Raw genomic sequence first — 18,778 nt, 5'->3', positions numbered from 1 at the left:
ATTTTGTACTCTATGAAGAAAGACCTCCCACAAAATATAGTTGAAGACATTGCAATTGCAGTGGTGTTGGAACGGGAAACTCCTGAAGCCAAAGTGTGGAATGTGTACTTGGTTAATCTAAAAAACGAGCCGATTGAGACAGTACTTGTATCTTCAAAAGGTTACGGCCAGAAAGACGGCGAAGATGTAAAAACCTCTATTCTGAGACATTCTATTGGAACTGTGGGAAGCCAGGACTATGCAAAAATCGAGGCCATCGATGAACAGGTTTTCGGTTTAACAAACGAATATTGGTTAAGCTACTACATTGGCAACCAGATTTTTGATAAAAAATTTATTTTCCTCCCCGAGAGCATTGTAGAGTCTAACCTGATGCGAATACCAGTAGTGAATAAACCAGGCGTGATGATCGGTTAAAGATTTTTCTTTTTCTCTCTTAAATTCTTTCTAAATTTCAGGAAAAAACCTATTCACATGATTCCTGAAATCCGAGCTTTCTTTGCAAGCGGAAAAAACGTTGCGCTCATACTCCTTGTTTCACTTGCCGTGATTGCGGTGGTTGGCAGAAAAACCAATCAAAAAAGACACGAAACGGGTAACTATGAGTTGTTTGCAAGTTATGTCGAGAATTACACTTCGGGAATTGTCTCCAGGGAAAGCAATATCCGGGTTCGACTGGCTGTAGATGTGCCTACCCTGAGTGCTGCGAATGAGGCGGTTGATCCTGCTCTTTTTGACATATCACCGGCAGTAAAAGGAAAAGCGTTTTGGCTAGACTCCCGTACTATCGAGTTTCGTCCGGATACATCGCTCTCCCCGAACCAACTATATTCTGTCTCTCTGAAGCTGAATCGCCTCATGAAACTACCTGAAACGCTCGGCGAGTTTCGATTCGACTTCCAAACTATTAAGCCCGATTATTCTGTAGAAACATTAGGTCTCCGTTCTTCTTCAAATAGCAGCAAGGACAAAATGACTTTTACAGGAATTATCACAACGGCCGACAAAGAGGACGCTGATAAGATCGAAAAGCTGATATCCGTAAAATACGATGGCAATAGCATCACCAGGTGGGAGCATCAGACAGAGAACCGTACCCATACTTTTACCATCACCAACATCATCAGATACAAAACCGGGAAGAACTTGGAGGTAAAATGGAACGGAGAGCCGATTGACGTGGATGGCGGCGGCAATGAAGAACAGGAGGTTCCTGCTTATAATGAATTTAAAGTATTAGCTATTCGAGCTATCCAAGGCAAAGAACAGTATGTGTCGATACTTTTTTCTGATCCCATTCGGATCGGGCAGGAATTAACAGGCCTGCTGGGGATCAGCAACCATGAAATGCCGGCTTATACAATCAACGGCAGCGAAGTAAAACTCTATCCTAATGAAAAGCTCGATGGTAACTATACCGCTTTTGTAAACGAGGGAATTGAAAATTTCGAGGGCAAAAAGTTAAGCAGGTCTTTTTCAGGGAACGTCTTTTTCCAGAATACTGATCCTGCTGTCAGCATCCCCGGAAAGGGTGTTATACTGCCACATTCAGGACGGCTGATGATGCCATTTGAAGCAGTGAACCTTAACGCAGTTGATGTAACAATCATTAAAATTTACAGAAGCAACATTCCGCAGTACCTGCAGGAAAATAGCATCGACGGACAAAATCAGCTAAGGCAGGTAGCCAAACCCGTGAAGCAAGTCACCATAAAGTTAGATGACGACAAGAGCCTGAACCTGCACAAGAAAAATCGGTTCATGCTTGATATTGATAAACTGATCCGCACCGAGCCGGGAGCAGTTTACCGGATCACCATCGGCTTTCGCCCCTCCTACTCCATCTACACCTGCAAAGAAAGACAGCTTGAAAACGGCTCGGGCGAAGATTCGGAAGAGGATTCCGATTACGACGATGGACTTAGTATAGATGAAGACGACGAATTCTGGAAACGATACGACAACTATTACCCTTATGGTTACAACTGGGATGAACGTGACAATCCATGCAGCAATTCCTACTATAACAAAGAAAGATGGGCTTCAAGGAACGTCCTGGCTTCAAATATCGGCTTGATAGCCAAGCAGGGCTCAAGCAATAATTTGACAATAGCTGTTACTGATATTCTTTCCGCTGAACCTATGGGCGGCGTAGAGCTTGAATTGCTCGATTATCAGCAGCAAATTATTGGAAAAATTCTGTCGGGTAGTAATGGTATTGCCGAAATCTCTTTGAAACGCAAGCCATACCTCCTGGTGGCCAAAAAGGGTGAAGAACGGGGCTACCTGAAACTCGATGACGGCAGCTCCCTCCCGCTCAGCCGTTTCAATGTAGGGGGAGCACAAGTACAGAGAGGCCTAAAAGGATTTATTTATGGAGAACGCGGCGTATGGCGGCCCGGCGACTGCCTGTTCCTTACTTTTATCCTGGATGATAAACAGAACAAGCTTCCAAAGGGTCATCCGGTTGATTTTGAACTTTATACTCCTCAGGGGCAGCTTTTTAAACAGCTCAGCCGAACTGAAAACGTAAACGGTTTTTACCAGTTCAAGACAGCCACAGATGCTTCATCGCCAACAGGCAATTGGACAGCAAAAGTTAAAGCTGGCGGCGCTGAGTTTGAAAAACGGATCCGGATTGAAACAATTATGCCGAACAGGCTAAAAATCAATCTCGCCTTTGCCAATCCAAATCAACTTACTAAGAATGAAAATGCGAAAGGTCTATTAGAAGCAAAATGGTTATTTGGAGGAGCAGCCAGAAAGTTAAACGCGAAGATTGACGCTTATGTCTCTTCTGAGCCGACGACTTTTCCAAAATTGGAACAGTACACATTTGACGACCCTATCCGACCGTTCAATTCGCAACTTCAGAACATATTTGACGGCAAGCTGGATGAAAATGGGCAGGCTAAATTTGACGCCAATATTAATGTAGAGGGACAAGCACCCGGCCGTCTGACAGCCAATTTTATGGTAAAGGTATTTGAACCCGGTGGCAACTTTAGTATCAACCAGGTATCGATGCCTTACAATGTCTATGATGGATATGTCGGTATTCAGACGCCTAAAGGGACCGGTTATAACGAGATGCTGGTTACGGGTATAAATCATCCCATACAAATCGTGGCAGTAGATGCGAATGGCACACTCCAAAGAGGTAACCGGTCGGTTGAAGTAGAACTCTATAAAATGAAATGGCAGTGGTGGTGGGATGAAGACGAAACTTCAGTGAGCAACTTTAGCCAGGACGAGTATAATAAATTGGTATACACCTCCTCCATTGAACTGAAGGACGGAAAAGGAATCTGGAATATGCGCATTGATCAACCTGAGTGGGGAAGATTTTTGCTAAGAGTGCGCGATCCAAAGACTGGTCATACAACTGGCAAGATCGTATATGTAGACTGGCCTAACTGGTCGGAAAGAATGCAGAATGAAAATCCAACCGAGGCGGCCATGTTATCCTTCACAGCTAACCGGGAAAAATTCAAAGTTGGTGAAGAAGCTGTACTTACTATCCCCACGGGCAACGCCGGTCGCGGCCTGGTGAGTGTAGAAAATGGTAGTAGGGTGCTAAAAACCTTCTGGTTTGCGGCTAAAAAGGGACAAACGCAGGTAAGGTTTACCATCGACAAAAGTATGTCGCCTAATGTGTTTGTCAACGTAACCTTACTGCAACCTCATTCTCAAACAGTTAATGACTTACCCATCAGGATGTATGGTGTCATACCGCTGGAAGTAGAAGATCCTTCTACCGTTCTCCAACCAGTAATTTCAATGCCTTCAGAAATTAAACCCGAAACCAGCACATCCATTACTGTATCAGAAGCTGCTGGTAAGCCGATGACGTATACAATAGCAATTGTGGACGAAGGACTGCTCGATATTACAAATTTCAACACACCTGATCCTCACAAAACCTTTTATGCCCGTGAGGGTCTGGGCGTAAAAACCTGGGACCTGTTTGATTATGTAATTGGCGCTTACGGAGGTGACCTCCAGCGAATTCTCAGCATTGGAGGCGACCGGCAGTCCGGCAAAGGAAAAAATCCGACTGCCAACCGCTTTAAACCGGTAGTAAAGTTCCTGGGCCCATTCACCAGCAATGGCGGAAAAAAAACGCATACCTTCAAATTACCGCAGTATGTAGGTTCAGTCAGGGTGATGGTGATAGCCGGACAAAATGGGGCGTACGGCCAGGCAGAAAAAGCAGTGAAGGTTAAAAAGCCGCTAATGGTACTCGCCACCTTACCCAGAGTGCTCGCCCCCGGCGAACAGGTACGTTTACCCGTGACCGTTTTTGCCATGAGTAATGCCATTAAGAATGTTAGCCTAGAGGTGCATTCGGCGGCCTTTCACTACAGCGCCGGCAATAAAAGGACGCTTAGTTTTACCAGAGCCGGCGACCAACTTGTCTATCTGGACCTCCTAACGAAAAACTTTGAGGGAATAGGAAAAGTCAAGGTGATTGCCAGAAGCGGTAAAGAAACCGCTGCTTACGACGTCGAACTGGATATACGTAATCCTAGTCCTGTATTAACCCATGTCATTGAGAAGACCTTGGAGCCAGGAGGAACTGTAAGTTTGCCTTTCAGTACCTTTGGCACGCCAGGCACGAACAGAGTTTCCGTCGAAGTATCTTCTATCCCCGCATTGAACCTTGGAAAAAGGCTAAATTATCTTATCCAGTACCCGCACGGCTGCGTCGAGCAAATTACCTCCTCCGCATTTCCTCAGCTATACTTATCAAAAATCGTTGATCTGTCGGAAGGAAGAAAGGCGCAGGTAGAAAGAAATATCAGAGTAGCCATAGCACGTTTGGCGGGCTATCAGCTAAGCGACGGGGGCATGGGCTATTGGCCGGGCGTATCGGAGGCAGACGAGTGGAGCACGAACTACGTAGGACATTTTATGCTTGAAGCAGAATCAGCCGGTTTTGCTCCAGCTCCTGGTTTCCTCTCGCAATGGATGAAGTTCCAAAAATCGAAGGCCGTTTCCTGGACTCCAACTACCTTAAACTTCTATGGAGGCGATCTTTTGCAGGCATACAGGCTTTACCTGTTGGCTTTAGGAAAATCCCCGGAATTGGGCGCAATGAACAGGTTGAAGGAGTTTAGGTATCTCTCCGTTCAGGCGCGCTGGCGCCTGGCAGCTGCCTATCGCCTAAGCGGACATCAAGAGGCGGCCCGACAGCTGATTAGGGGCCTCTCGTTCGATGTAAAGCCTTATACACAATCTTATGGAACCTTCGGATCAGAACTGCGGGATGAAGCAATGATTTTGGAAACCGTCACGCTGCTGGGAATGCGCAAGCCAGCAGACGATCTGTTAAGAAGTATTGCAGCACGATTGTCAAGAGACAGTTGGTACAGTACTCAGGAAACTGCTTATGCATTAATAGCTGTTGCTAAATATTGTGGAACGAACAATCAGGGGAAAAAGCTCCAGTTTACATACAGGTTGAACAATCAGCAAAGCAAAGTAGACATTAATGCCCGCCTTTGGCAGCAGGCACTGCAAAACCCACTAGCGAAAAACAGCAGCCAGATCTCAAATAAAGGAAAAAACCGGCTTTTTGTTAGAGTGATCGTTCAGGGGAAACCTGGGGTAGGACAAGCGGTTAGCAGCATAAACAATCCAAATGTTCTCGGCATGCGGGTTGGCTACTTTTCGATGTCTGGAGAGCTGATAGATCCGGCTAAACTAATACAGGGAACCGATTTTGTCGCACAAGTAAATATCACGAATCCCGGAAAGCGGGGCAACTATCATAACCTAGCTTTAAGCCAGCTTTTCCCTTCCGGATGGGAAATTATTAATACCAGATTGATGAATAATGAGGGCGCTTTTCAATCCTCGCCTTCCGATTACCGGGACATCAGAGATGATCGGGTAAACACCTATTTCAGCTTGCCTGCAGGTAAAGAGGTAACTTATTTTGTACTGCTCAATGCTTCTTATATCGGCAAGTATTATCTTCCACCTTCCACCTGCGAAGGCATGTATAATGCGAATATTTCTGCTTCCTCACCGGGGAAATGGGTGGAAGTAGTAGATCCTGCGGTACCAATAACTGCGAACATAAAATGAAGAATTGGAAAAAAGTAGCTGCATATCTGGCCAGGTTGTCATTAAAAAAGAAAATAATGATAACGGGCCTGCTACTTGCTATACTTTTCTTTTGGTTTTCCATTCCCAACCCTTTGTTTACTTCTCCTACCAGTTTTGTAATAGAAAGCCGGGATGGAGAACTGTTATCGGCGGCTACAGCCGAAGACGGGCAGTGGCGGTTCCCCCAAAATGAAGTGGCACCCGGAAAATTTAAAACCTGCATTGTTGCTTTCGAGGACAAACGATTTCACCATCATCCGGGTATCGACGTGCTCGCTTTGGGCCGGGCTCTGCGGTTAAATGTTAGCAAAGGTAGAACTGTGAGTGGAGGCAGCACCTTGAGCATGCAGGTAATACGGCTTGCATCCCCAAAGCAAAGGACTTTTTGGAATAAATTATTGGAAGCACTCAAGGCACTTCGGTTAGAGCTGACTTACTCGAAGGAGGAGATATTGTTACTTTACGCGTCTAATGCTCCTTTTGGGACGAATGTAGTGGGCTTAGAAGCTGCTTCCTGGAGATATTATGGCAGACCCTCCCATAAATTATCCTGGGGAGAGATGGCTGCTTTAGCTGTTCTTCCAAATGCTCCCTCTTTGGTGCATCCGGGGAAAAATCGTGATAAATTAATACGAAAAAGGAACCGCCTATTAGATATTTTGGAGAAAGATGGTCAATTGAGCACAGTGGAAGTAGCGCTAGCAAAGCAGGAACCCGTACCAGACAAACCTCTCCCCTTACCTCAACTGGCCCCACACCTGCTCAGCCTTGTAAGGAATGATTTTAAAGCAGGAAAACTGCAATCCACGCGGATCAGAACAAGCGTTAACAAAAACCTCCAGGTCGCAGTAGCGCGGATCTTGAATCAGCACCAGGAGAGACTTGCTGCAAACCTCGTTAATAACTGCGCCGCGTTGATACTGGAAGTAGAGACCGGCCAAGTACTGAGCTATAACGGCAATATCTATAAACCGGAGCAAGTCGAACTAGAAAGCTACGTGGATGTGATACAGGCGCCAAGAAGTCCCGGTAGTACCTTAAAACCGCTGCTCTACGCGGCAATGATTAATGAGGGAATGTTGCTCCCAGAGAGCCTCCTACCCGATGTTCCGACCGTGATTGCTGGTTACCAACCCAACAACAATGATCTTGGTTATGATGGCGCGGTACCAGCTTCCAAAGCTCTGGCCCGCTCGTTGAACGTCCCAGCAGTGAAGATGTTGCAGCAGTACAGGTACGAGCGCTTCCACGACTTTCTTAGAAACCTTGGTTTTAGTACCCTGAACAAGCCTGCCGACTTTTACGGTCTTTCCCTAATCTTAGGGGGAGGAGAAAACACATTGTGGGAGCTGTCCGGAGTCTACGGCAGTATGGCCAGAACACTTAACCACTTTGATGCTAACGGTAGCAGATACAACAATAATGATTGGCGTCTTCCATCCTATCAATTGTCTGACGCAGTGAAACCGGCTCGAACAGAAACGCATGGTCGAGTAAGTGCAGCATCTATCTTCCAGATGTTCCAGGCGATGAATGAGGTGATACGACCCGGAGAAGATTATTTGTGGAAGCAATTCTCATCCTCTCAACAGATTGCCTGGAAGACGGGGACAAGTTTTGGATTCAGGGATGGCTGGGCAATTGGGATAACTCCCGGCTATGTAGTAGCAGTCTGGGCGGGAAACACCGACGGGGAAGGCCGGCCCGGGTTAACAGGTATCGATGCTGCAGCCCCTATCCTCTTCGATATTTACCGTTTGCTCCCTGCTTCGCGGTCAGGCTGGTTTAAGGCTCCCCTTGCCGAAATGGTAGAGATCGAAGTTTGCAAAGAAAGTGGGTTCAAAGCAGGAGAGCAATGCGAACACAGAGAGCCGCAACTGCTTCCCCGTAGCTGCCTGAAATCACAGGCCTGTAACTTCCATAAACTCATTCATCTCGATGCAAGTGGTAAGTTTCAGGTGAGCTCAGATTGTGAATCGCCATCAAAAATGATCCATAAACATTGGTTCGTATTGCCACCCGTTATGGAGTACTACTTTAAAACGAAAAACTATAGTTATAAGCCTCTGCCCAGCTTCCGGCCCGACTGCCAGGTAGAACAACCCGAGGCAATGGAGTTTATCTATCCTAAAAATAATGCGATAATATATGTACCTTACGAGATTGATGGGAATAGGGGGCAGCTAATTTTGAGTGCGGCGCACAGAAAAACGAATGGCTTAATCTACTGGCATCTGGATGGGAGATTTCTGGGTACAACCAGGGAAATACATCAGCTGGCCGTAAGTCCTGCACCTGGTAAACATCTTGTAACGATTGTTGATGAAGCTGGAAACCGGATTCATCAGTATTTCACAATTTTGGATAAAGAAAACATCTGAAACTTTCTTCTTATCACATGCTCGAAAACACAGAACTTCAAAACATTCTGGTGCTTGATATTGAAACTGTACCGCAGTACCCCTCTTTCGGGGAGGTGCCAGAGTTATTCCAGGAACTTTGGGATCAGAAGACAATGAAGCTGCGATCTGCAGACCAATCAGCCGCGGAGTACTACCAGCGGGCTGGAATTTGGGCCGAATTTGGAAAAATCGTGTGCATCTCCGTCGGTATCTTCACAAAACATGAAGGGCGGCTGCAGCTCCGGGTAAAGTCATTTGCTGGCCACGACGAATGCACCCTGCTCGGCGACTTTATTGCCCTGCTTGATAAACAACCCGCCTCACTAACACTTTGCGCGCACAACGGGAAAGAATTCGATTTCCCCTACCTCTGCCGCCGCACTTTAATCAATCAGCTCTGCATTCCATCTCAATTACTTATCCATGGCAAGAAACCCTGGGAAGTAAACCATCTGGATACGATGGATCTATGGAAATTCGGCGACTACAAAAATTTTACTTCGCTTAACCTGCTTGCTGCTATCTTTAATATCCCCACTCCAAAAGACGACATTGATGGCTCGGATGTGCATCGCGTCTACTGGGAGGAAAAGAACCTGGAGAGAATTATCACCTACTGCCAGAAGGATGTTGTTACCACTGCACAACTCCTGCTCCGGTTCAAGGGTATGGGACTGCTCGGAGAGGAACAAATAACTATTGTTTAACAACTAATAAAGCAATTAAAAAATATTTCTGTTATTCGTAAGATAACAACTATTACTAACCGCAGCCCTGGAAAGGGGCTTGGAAAATACTAAATACACTATGGCTAAAAAGAAAGCATCTCATATATTATTGGTCTTCAATCAACTGATCAGCGACATTTTCGAAAAAGGCGGCAACCAGCCGATGAACTATAAGCAGATTGCAGCAAAGTTGAACCTGAAAGACCCTGAATCCCGAGAAATAATTCGTGAAATACTGGAAGATGAAAGTAAACACGGATTATTCAAGCAAGTTGAAAAGGGAAAATTCCAACTTAAAGAGCTTAAAACTATTATCACCGGCACGGTGGCTATGACCACCGACGGCTCTGCCTTTGTAATTCCCGATGATGAATTTGAAAAAGACATCTATATCGCTCCTAAAAAACTAAAAACTGCACTCAACGGAGACAAAGTGAGGGTTTATGTTTACGGAACCAGCCGCGGAAAAAATAAAGAGGGCGAGATTGTCGAAATCACCGAAAGGGCAAAAATGGAGTTCACGGGTATTGTGAAGATATCAGAACGTTTTGCATTTTTCATTCCGGATGATAAAAAAATGCTCAAAGACATTTTCATCCCCATTGAAGACCTCAACGGAGCGAAGCACGGTGAGAAAGCTATTGCCAGGATCACAAACTGGCCCGAGGATGCCAAAAATCCGGTCGGTGCAATTATAAAAGTACTGGGCGCTCAAGGTGAGCACAACACCGAAATGAATGCTATTCTGGCTGAGTTTGGTTTCCCACTGGAATTCCCTAAGGAGGTAGAGGAAGAAGCAAATGCCATTCCTTTGGAGATCCTAGAGCAAGAAATAGAAAAAAGACGCGATTTCAGAGACACGCTTACCTTTACCATTGACCCTGTTGACGCGAAAGATTTTGACGATGCGATATCCTTCAAATACCTGGATAACGGAAACTATGAAGTAGGCGTGCATATAGCGGATGTAACTCACTATGTGCGACCAGATTCTCTGCTCGACAAGGAAGCTTTGGAGAGAGGAACCTCGGTTTATTTGGTAGACAGGGTTATCCCGATGTTGCCCGAGAGGCTGTCGAACGGTGTTTGTTCTCTTCGTCCTCATGAAGATAAACTTTGTTTCGCAGCTGTTTTCGAGCTGGATAAAGACGCTAACGTTGTTGATCAGTGGTTTGGAAAGACAATTATACATTCCGACCGTCGCTTTTCTTACGAGGAAGCTCAGGAAGTAATCGAGGGAAAATCTCAGGAGTACGCACAGGAAATCACTTTGCTTAATGAGCTGGCTTATAAGCTTCGCGACAGAAAGTTTAAGCATGGGGCAATCAGTTTTGAAACCACGGAGGTACGATTCAAACTGGACGAGAATGGTAAGCCGCTAGGGGTATATGTGAAGGAACGTAAAGATGCCCACAAGCTGATCGAAGATTTCATGCTTCTGGCGAACCGAAAAGTGGCAGAATTTATTGCGAAGAAAGGAAAAGGAAAGAAGAAGCTGACCTTCGTCTACCGTTCTCACGACGCTCCGAATGAAACCACGTTGGTGAACTTCGCAGCTTTTGCATCGCGGTTCGGTTATAAGATCAACACCAAGTCTGATAAAGAAATAGCCCGCTCCCTCAACCATTTGATGGAAGACGTGGAGGGCAAAAAAGAGCAAAACGTATTGACGCAGCTAGCCATTCGATCCATGGCGAAAGCAATTTATACTACTAAAAAGTCGAGCCATTACGGGCTTGCCTTTGATTTTTACACTCACTTTACCTCTCCTATCCGTCGGTATCCGGATGTGATGGCCCACCGTCTGTTGGAACACTACCTGCATGAGGGCCCATCGGTAAACGAAGAGCATTACGAAAAGCTTTGCCTCCACTCATCTCAAATGGAGAAAAAAGCGGCAGATGCAGAACGGGCTTCTGTAAAATATAAACAGGCCGAATACCTGGAGGAAAACCTCGGAGAAGAATTCAACGGCATTATATCCGGAGTTACCGAATGGGGAATGTATGTAGAGATCATCGAAAACAAATGCGAGGGAATGGTAAGACTGAAGGATATCACAGACGATTTCTATGTCCTGGACGAAAAAAACTATTGTATCATAGGGCAACGGAAGAAGAAAAAATACCAGCTGGGCGATGAAGTTAAAATTCGCGTCAAGAAGGTAGATCTTGGCAAGCGTCAGATCGATTTCACCCTGGTGCAGGAGCAAGCTGTCACCAAAGACGAGTGGAATTTTTAAGACAATCCTTTGATATTTTTGTTTAACAGGTCGCTCGTATAGCCGCTACGGCCTGTTAAATGGTTATAAGTGCTTTCTTCATCGTAAGCATCGTAAATATCCCAACTCGAAAAAAAATTTTACCTTCGCCCAAATTCGGACAAAAACATCAGCCATGTACTCAATCGCCCAACTTCAGGATCTGATTAATAAACAAATTGCAGAAAAGAAGTACCCGCAGCATCCGTCTGACCTTTACGAACCTATTAGGTACATAATGTCGCTTGGAGGCAAAAGATTACGCCCTGCTCTCCTTTTGATGGCCTGTGATCTATTTGAAGGTAGCGTGTTGAAAGCGATTGAACCAGCAGTGGGTATAGAAGTATTTCACAACTTCACGCTCTTACATGACGATATTATGGACAAAGCTCCTCTTCGCAGAGGAAAGGCTACCGTGCATGAAAAATGGAATGACAGTATTGCTATTTTATCCGGAGACGTAATGCTGGTGAAGGCCTACGAACTGATCATGAAGGTAGAGGATTCAATCCTGAGAAAGGTTTTACAGATATTTAATGAGACAGCTACGGGGGTTTGTGAAGGACAGCAAATAGACATGAACTTTGAAGCCATAGATAATGTAAGTGTCGCCGAATACCTCCACATGATACGCTTGAAAACTGCAGTGCTACTTGGTGGAAGTTTAAAAATAGGAGCTCTGATTGGACATGCTTCAGAAGGAGATGCTGACAATCTTTACCAGTTCGGCGAAAGCCTTGGCCTTGCTTTTCAACTGCAGGATGATATTCTAGATGTATTTGGTGATCCCGAAAAGTTCGGCAAGCAGGTAGGCGGAGATATCCTCGCCAACAAAAAGACTTTTCTGCTGATCAAGGCCCTCGAACTAGCTGAGAACCTGGAAGAAGAAGAATTGCATTACTGGATTAATGCCGAAAATCCTGACCCTCAGGCTAAGGTAGCAGCAGTTACAGACCTTTATAACCGGCTTGGAGTACGGCAGCTCGCGGAAGAGCAGATGAACAGCTTTGCAGAAAAAGCTTTATCCGCATTGGAGAAGATTTCGGCAAGTTCAGATAAAAAACAGGCCTTAAGAAAGTTTGCAGAGGAGCTGTTGGTTAGGGAGAATTAGCTAACCCATGTTGCCACCAATTCGGTTGAAAATTAGTCGGGAGTCGTAGGAAAGCTGCTTTCCCAAACGCATCCGCCATCCTTGCTGGACCAACTTAAAATCATTCTTCAGCAGGAAATCTGCAGCTGCGATATTGGTGTCGGGCATCACAGCAACTTGTACATTGCACAGCCGCAATTCCATCAACTTAAGTCCTGCTTCTGTATCTTTCGCTACGACCAATCCTTCGGACAAAGCAGGTAAATAAAAACCCCTTAACACCCCGTGATCTACAAACACTTTCGCTTCTTCGAGAAACTCTCGAAGCAGTACAGAGCGATCTTCCCCCGTCGCCTCCCGATCAAGGGAAAGTAGTTGATCGAAGTAGGCAGCAGAATACTCTTGAATACGGGGCTCGGCTACTGACCTCGCTATAAAATCAACATTGCGAAAAAAATAATACTCCAGCTCCCGCTCGAATCCCAACTTTCGATAGATCGGCTCTCCCATAGGAGCGGCAATCAGTGATATTTTCTCCCTGCCACTTTGCCGTACTCTGTCAACCAATGTTTCTGTTATCAATGCTCCAATTCCGCGGTTCCGGTAATCTTTATGAACCAGGATATGCCCCAACCAAGCACTGTTCCGATGAAAAATAATAGCTCCGGTTCCAACAATTTTTCCGAATATGGAAAACTTAAGGGGATTGCAGAACGACTGCGAGACATAAAATCTGAAATGAGGTGTGATGTCCGGCCAGCCATCTGGTTGCAACTCTGGAAGAAGTCCTATATCGGCGGTCGTTATTTCTTCAACTTGCATAGATAGGTTTAGTTTATCCAAAGCTATGTTTATAATTTAATAACTCCAATCCTAAGTCCTATTTTTGGAAGAAGCTCAGTAAAAGACACACGCATGAAACCTTTCACCATCATAATCCTGCTGCTCCTTACGACTGCCGGCTACGGACAAGATCGTAGCTTTGCCATTAAAACCATCGACACGCTCACATCCCCTTACTTCTGGGGTCGTGGATACACGAAGAATGGGATGAAAAAGGCAGCCCTTTTCCTTGCTAAAGAGCTTGCTTCCTACGGGGTAAAGCCGCTCGATGGGAAGAGTTTCTTTCAGGAGTATGAGCTATCCGTAAATACCTTCCCTGAGGATATGAAGTTGGAGATAAACGGTATAAAATTGAAGCCCGGATATGATTTTATAGTTGGACCCGCAAGTCGAGGCACAGAAGCGAAGGGTAAATTAGTAAAGAAGGACAGTCTTAATTATGTAGATCCTGCTAATAGAATCCTGGTTACATTGGAAAACAAGCTGACCTGGTCGGTAGCACGGGAAGTTGCGGACTTCACCTCCATCCACATCGATAAAAAGGCGATTAAGTCTACGCCTGAAAATATCAAAGTCGAAATTGACAACCGTTTCATTCCGAACTTCAAAGCCGCAAATGTCTCCGGAATTGTAAAAGGCACACAACTTCCTGACTCCATCATCTTTATCACCGCTCACTACGATCACCTTGGTGGCATGGGCCAAGAGGTTTATTTTCCCGGAGCAAACGATAACGCTAGCGGCGTGGCCCTTCTTCTTGACCTGGCCCGCTATTATACTAATCATCGCCCGGCTTACTCTATCGGTTTTATCCTTTTCTCCGCGGAAGAGGCAGGTCTCCTGGGTTCGAAATATTTCACTGACAATCCGCTTGTAGACTTGTCCCGAATCCGATTCCTGATCAACCTTGATTTGACAGGCACCGGAGATGAGGGCATTACAGTAGTGAACGCAACAGAATTTAAACAGGAGTTTGACCTGATTAGGAAAATAAACGACGAGCACAACTATCTAAACCAGGTGAACCCAAGAGGCAAAGCAGCGAACAGTGACCACTATTGGTTTTCAGAAAAAAAAGTGCCGGCTTTCTTCATCTATACCATGGGAGGCATTAAAGCCTACCATGATGTCTACGACGTTGCCAAAACGCTTCCACTTAGTTCCTATGATAACCTGTTCAGGTTAATTCGCGACTATAACAACAAATTGATGAACAGTAAATAAGACTGGGAACGCTAAAGGCATAATGTTTAGCTGCTTGTGGATGAGAATCGGCAGGAGCTGGCAGCTCTTTCGCCCCTTCCCTGCCTTTAATTGACTACGTTTATTGGCTTATTCTCCATAAACGCCCGGATATTTCCCTCGGTAATACTCATAATCCGCTCTCGTGCTTCCCGGCTCATCCAGGCATTATGTGGGCTTAATATGCAGTTCTTTGCATTAAGCAAAGGATTGCTGGCAGGAGGCGGCTCAACGGAGAGAACGTCAAGCGCGGCACCGGCAATAGTTCCGGCATTCAGGGCGTCAGCCAGATCCTGCTCATGAATAAGCTGCCCACGGGAAGTATTAATTAAAAAAGCCGTATTTTTCATCATGCCGAGCAACTCCCGGTTGACGAATTGTTGATTGTCTGGTTTTAGGGGTAAGTGCAAGGATACAAAGTCGCAGCTGCTAAAGAGTTCTTCCAAACTTAGGTAATCTGCTAAGTCGGTTTCCTTTTCGCTTGGTGTAAAATACTTCACATTCATCCCAAAAGCCTTCCCTATCTGAGCCGTTTTCCTTCCAATATTTCCGAATCCTACCAATCCCAAAGACTTTCCCTGTAATTCTATTAGCGGAGTTAACGCGTAGCTAAAGTCCTTGCAGTTCACCCAGTCGCCGTTACGAACCGATTGAGAATGCAGACCGATCTGATTAGCCAGTTCAAGTATGAACGCAAATGTATGCTGTGCAACAGAAGCAGAGCTGTAGTCAGGAACATTGCAAACAACTACACCCCTTTCTCTTGCCGCATGGGTATCAATAATATTGTAGCCGGTGGCAAGCACGCAAATGCACCTTAGGTTCGGGAGTTTCTCCAACGTTTCTCTCGAAAATGCCACTTTATTAGTGAGTATGATATCAGCCTGGGCGCATCGTTCTACAATCTCATCCGTTGTTGTCCGATCAAATATTGTAAGATCGCCAAGGCGAGCAATTGACTCCCAATTTAGATCGCCGGGATTCAGAGCAAATCCATCTGTAGCTACAATTTTCATATGCCAGTCTTTATACTCGCAAATCTAAAAATACTGGGAGTAATTGGGAGTATTATTGGAGCAGAAAGGCCGCCCGGTGACAAAATGTTCTGTTGTTGCAACACTTAAGTACCATCCCTCGTATAACATCTAATTTGGATCCAATAACCAATCAAACGTCCTACTATGAACAACTCCAATGACAATCAACGAAGATCTATCTTGATCATTGCTGGAATCATTCTGTTCTCGTCAGGGATAATCATCAGCCTAAACTACTACTCGATAAAAATACTTTCTTCTATCCGGGCCTATGTGAATAAAGAATCTCATTATTCAAAAGCTCAAAAAGACGCGACCAGATATCTTATCGACTATATTCAAACATCGGATATCAAAAGTTATGAAGAGTTTAAGCACTACCTAGCCGTTCCCATTGGGGATAGCTTAGCGAGAGTAGGTATGCAGCAGGGGGCCGATGAAGAACAGATCCGACGCGGACTGCTGCAAGGCAGAAATCATCCCGACGATTTACACAACATGATTTGGCTGTTTCGAACCTTCCAGCATATGCCCTATTTTGAAAAGGCAATAGCTAAATGGACTGCAGCGGACGTAGACGTAGGCGAGCTGGACAAAATAGGAGCCTTCATTTACGGTTATAAAAATCGGGCGATAGAACCCGGAGTGCAGGCGGCATTGAAAATTAACGTCTCAACAATCAACAGGCGTCTATCGAACAATCAACAGGCTTTCTCAACGATACTAGGCGAAGCATCAAGGATTATCAGCTATTGGTTGCTTTTTATTAATATCTTCTTCATTTTGTTGATTCTAATCAGCGCGGGATTGTATGCCCGGAAAGCTTTCAAACAGTTGGTGGAGTCGAAGGCTCTGGTAATTGCCCAAAACCAAGCGAAAGACGAGTTTTTAAGTATCGCTTCTCACGAACTTAAAACTCCTTTAACGAGTATGAAGGCATCTCTTCAAATTTTGGAACGTCTTGCGAAAAACTCTCCGGGTCAACAACAAATACATCCTTTTGTGGTAAACGCAAATAAGCATGTCAATCGGCTCACCGATCTGGTGAAAGACCTACTAGACGTTACCAAGATTCACAGCGGTAAGCTGATGCTGAACATGAAGCAGTTCCAGCTTAATGAGTTAATCAAGGAAGTGGTGGAGGAAAAAAATCAGGTCTCGCAACAAAAGTTGGTTATTGAGCAGCTGGCAGACGGCTATGTAGAAGCAGATCCCAACAGGATTTATCAGGTGTTCGAGAATTTCCTGTCCAACGCTGCAAAATACTCTCAGGAGTCAGACGCTATTCATATCTATTCATTAGTTGAGGAAGGATATATTAAAGTGTGCGTGAAGGATTTTGGCCACGGAATCGGTGAGGATAAAATTCCGCTCTTGTTCGATCGCTTCTATCGGATAGACGAGACCAAACACTCTGTTCAGGGCTTGGGACTAGGACTTTTCATCTGCAAAGAAATTATCAAAAGTCATAATGGGGAAATTGGTGCAGATAGCGAAGTAGGTAAAGGAAGCACTTTCTGGTTTAGGCTACCACTTGTAGCATAAGTAAGGCTTGTGTAACTTTTATATTGCAGTTATAACTAACCGTAACCAAAAGATTATCAGGCCGTAAGAATAGTTAGATTAAAAGTTTTCATATATAGTTTTAGGTAAAGTTGTTGGTTAGTTTAGAAAGGGAGCTCTGGCTCCCTTTTTTCATGTCACAGCACTCCAAGTTCCCAGAACCTTATCAGAATCAGATCTTGCTGAAATGCCAGTTCTAACTCCTTCTTGTAAGTGGCCCACCACACCCGATCTAAGTCTTCTGCCATCACTTCGTAAATGATGATGTCGTCTTTTACCGTAGTATCTTCCTCGGCTTTCCACAAGCCTCTTGCGGGAGATCTGCTGTATACTGTTATGCCACCAAATTTCTCCGTCAGCTGATTTCGTACACTTATAAAAAGTTCGTTTGAAAAAACTTCTTTCTCTGCATTATACAGCGGAAGTAGTATTTGAATTAAAATCATGTGTAAATAACGTACACGCAATTGCTTTGTTAAGGCGGTAATAGAAATTTAAATTGAGGAGTTTCAATACAGCAAAAGCCAGAAAGCACAAAAGGGCCTGAACGGCCCTTCCAGGTGATATGGTCAAGGGAGATATCTTAATAACGGACGCTTGAACTATCACCAAAAGGACGAACAGTAAGAATTCCATTTCTGCAAAGCAGAATACAAATCTGATGAAAAAGCAGGAAGGAACCAATACCCAGTTTCTGGTATTCTTAAGCCGATAGAATTGAGAAGTCACTCAGCCGGATAGGCCAGTTGCCGGGCTGAGTGATATTACTTTCGTTAGAAGTTTGGCTTCAAAACGTACTTGTCATAGAAGCGGAAGATATGTTCGGCTGCTTCCTCAGCAGTGTCAACCAAACGGTAAAGATTCAAATCTTCCGGGCTGATGTTCTTTGCGTCCAACATATGGTTCTCCACCCAGTCCAGCAGGCCTCCCCAATACTCGGATCCTACCAGCACAATTGGAAACCGCGCAATCTTTCCTGTCTGGATCAGGGTGATTGCTTCGAACATCTCGTCCATCGTTCCGAAACCTCCGGGAAGTACAATAAAACCCTGAGAGTACTTCATAAACATCACTTTCCTCACAAAGAAATAGTCGAACTCCAGCAACTTATCGCGGTCAATATATTTATTGTGAAACTGCTCAAAAGGCAATTCAATGTTTAAGCCCACCGACTTCCCTCCTGCCTCGTACGCGCCTTTATTGGCAGCCTCCATAATTCCGGGCCCACCTCCAGAAATCACGCCGTATCCTCGCTCCGTCAGTAGACGGGCAATATCTTCAGCTAATTTGTAGTACTTATTGTCTGTAGGTGTACGGGCAGAACCGAAAATAGACACGCACGGCCCAATTTTAGCTAGCTTTTCAAAGCCATCAACAAACTCGGCCATTATTTTAAATATCTGCCAGGAGTCGGTTACTTTTATTTCGTGCCAATCCTTATTATCAAAGGCACTTCTTATTTTTTCATCACTTGTCATATCTACTAATAAATAGATTAA

Annotated in this window: 12 protein-coding genes; 8 read left to right on the top strand and 4 right to left on the bottom strand. The window is 44.9% G+C overall.

Going from position 1 to position 18,778, the window contains the following annotated elements; all coding sequences use genetic code 11:
- Positions 1-12: 12 nt before the first annotated feature.
- From J4N23_RS07445 to J4N23_RS07420, 6 genes are all read left to right on the top strand, one after another.
- Complete coding sequence (locus tag J4N23_RS07445) at positions 13-417, top strand: hypothetical protein (RefSeq protein ID WP_207426391.1); 405 nt, start codon at positions 13-15, stop codon at positions 415-417.
- 57 nt (positions 418-474) lie between these two features.
- Positions 475-6,093, top strand: coding sequence for an alpha-2-macroglobulin (locus J4N23_RS07440; RefSeq protein ID WP_207426390.1), 5,619 nt, complete (start codon positions 475-477; stop codon positions 6,091-6,093).
- On the top strand, positions 6,090-8,495 hold the full coding sequence (gene pbpC, locus J4N23_RS07435; RefSeq protein ID WP_207426389.1) for a penicillin-binding protein 1C: 2,406 nt from the start codon (positions 6,090-6,092) through the stop codon (positions 8,493-8,495). Before J4N23_RS07440 ends, pbpC begins: the two co-directional genes overlap by 4 nt.
- 17 nt (positions 8,496-8,512) lie before the next feature.
- Positions 8,513-9,223: a 3'-5' exonuclease gene (locus tag J4N23_RS07430; protein ID WP_207426388.1), complete on the top strand. Its 711-nt coding sequence runs from the start codon at positions 8,513-8,515 to the stop codon at positions 9,221-9,223.
- A 100-nt stretch (positions 9,224-9,323) separates the two neighbouring features.
- On the top strand, positions 9,324-11,486 hold the full coding sequence (gene rnr / locus J4N23_RS07425) for a ribonuclease R (RefSeq protein WP_207426387.1): 2,163 nt from the start codon (positions 9,324-9,326) through the stop codon (positions 11,484-11,486).
- 154 nt (positions 11,487-11,640) lie between these two features.
- Positions 11,641-12,615, top strand: coding sequence for a polyprenyl synthetase family protein (locus J4N23_RS07420; protein WP_207426386.1), 975 nt, complete (start codon positions 11,641-11,643; stop codon positions 12,613-12,615).
- On the opposite strand, the gene J4N23_RS07415 is transcribed toward J4N23_RS07420, so the two are convergent.
- Positions 12,616-13,416 (bottom strand): GNAT family N-acetyltransferase, encoded by an 801-nt coding sequence (locus tag J4N23_RS07415; protein ID WP_207426385.1) that lies wholly within the window; start codon positions 13,414-13,416, stop codon positions 12,616-12,618. It lies immediately after the preceding gene.
- 93 nt (positions 13,417-13,509) lie between these two features.
- Between J4N23_RS07415 and J4N23_RS07410 the strand changes: the two genes are divergently transcribed.
- Complete coding sequence (locus J4N23_RS07410; RefSeq protein WP_207426384.1) at positions 13,510-14,661, top strand: M28 family metallopeptidase; 1,152 nt, start codon at positions 13,510-13,512, stop codon at positions 14,659-14,661.
- Positions 14,662-14,747: 86 nt separating this feature from the next.
- Here the strand turns inward: J4N23_RS07410 and J4N23_RS07405 are convergent, their stop codons facing one another.
- On the bottom strand, positions 14,748-15,695 hold the full coding sequence (locus J4N23_RS07405; RefSeq protein WP_207426383.1) for a D-2-hydroxyacid dehydrogenase: 948 nt from the start codon (positions 15,693-15,695) through the stop codon (positions 14,748-14,750).
- 165 nt (positions 15,696-15,860) lie between these two features.
- Between J4N23_RS07405 and J4N23_RS07400 the strand changes: the two genes are divergently transcribed.
- Positions 15,861-17,261: a sensor histidine kinase KdpD gene (locus tag J4N23_RS07400; RefSeq protein WP_207426382.1), complete on the top strand. Its 1,401-nt coding sequence runs from the start codon at positions 15,861-15,863 to the stop codon at positions 17,259-17,261.
- Positions 17,262-17,416: 155 nt separating this feature from the next.
- Here the strand turns inward: J4N23_RS07400 and J4N23_RS07395 are convergent, their stop codons facing one another.
- Positions 17,417-17,725, bottom strand: a complete 309-nt coding sequence (locus tag J4N23_RS07395; RefSeq protein WP_207426381.1) for a hypothetical protein — start codon at positions 17,723-17,725, stop codon at positions 17,417-17,419.
- 327 nt (positions 17,726-18,052) lie between these two features.
- Complete coding sequence (locus J4N23_RS07390) at positions 18,053-18,757, bottom strand: TIGR00730 family Rossman fold protein (protein WP_207426380.1); 705 nt, start codon at positions 18,755-18,757, stop codon at positions 18,053-18,055.
- Positions 18,758-18,778 lie beyond the last annotated feature (21 nt).

Origin of the sequence: Pedobacter sp. SYSU D00535 (assembly GCF_017355855.1) — a bacterium.
In the GTDB taxonomy this organism is placed as follows: Bacteria; Bacteroidota; Bacteroidia; order Sphingobacteriales; family Sphingobacteriaceae; genus Desertivirga.
The sequence above is the reverse complement of the archived record's forward strand: the minus strand, read 5'-3'. Positions and strand labels throughout refer to the sequence as shown.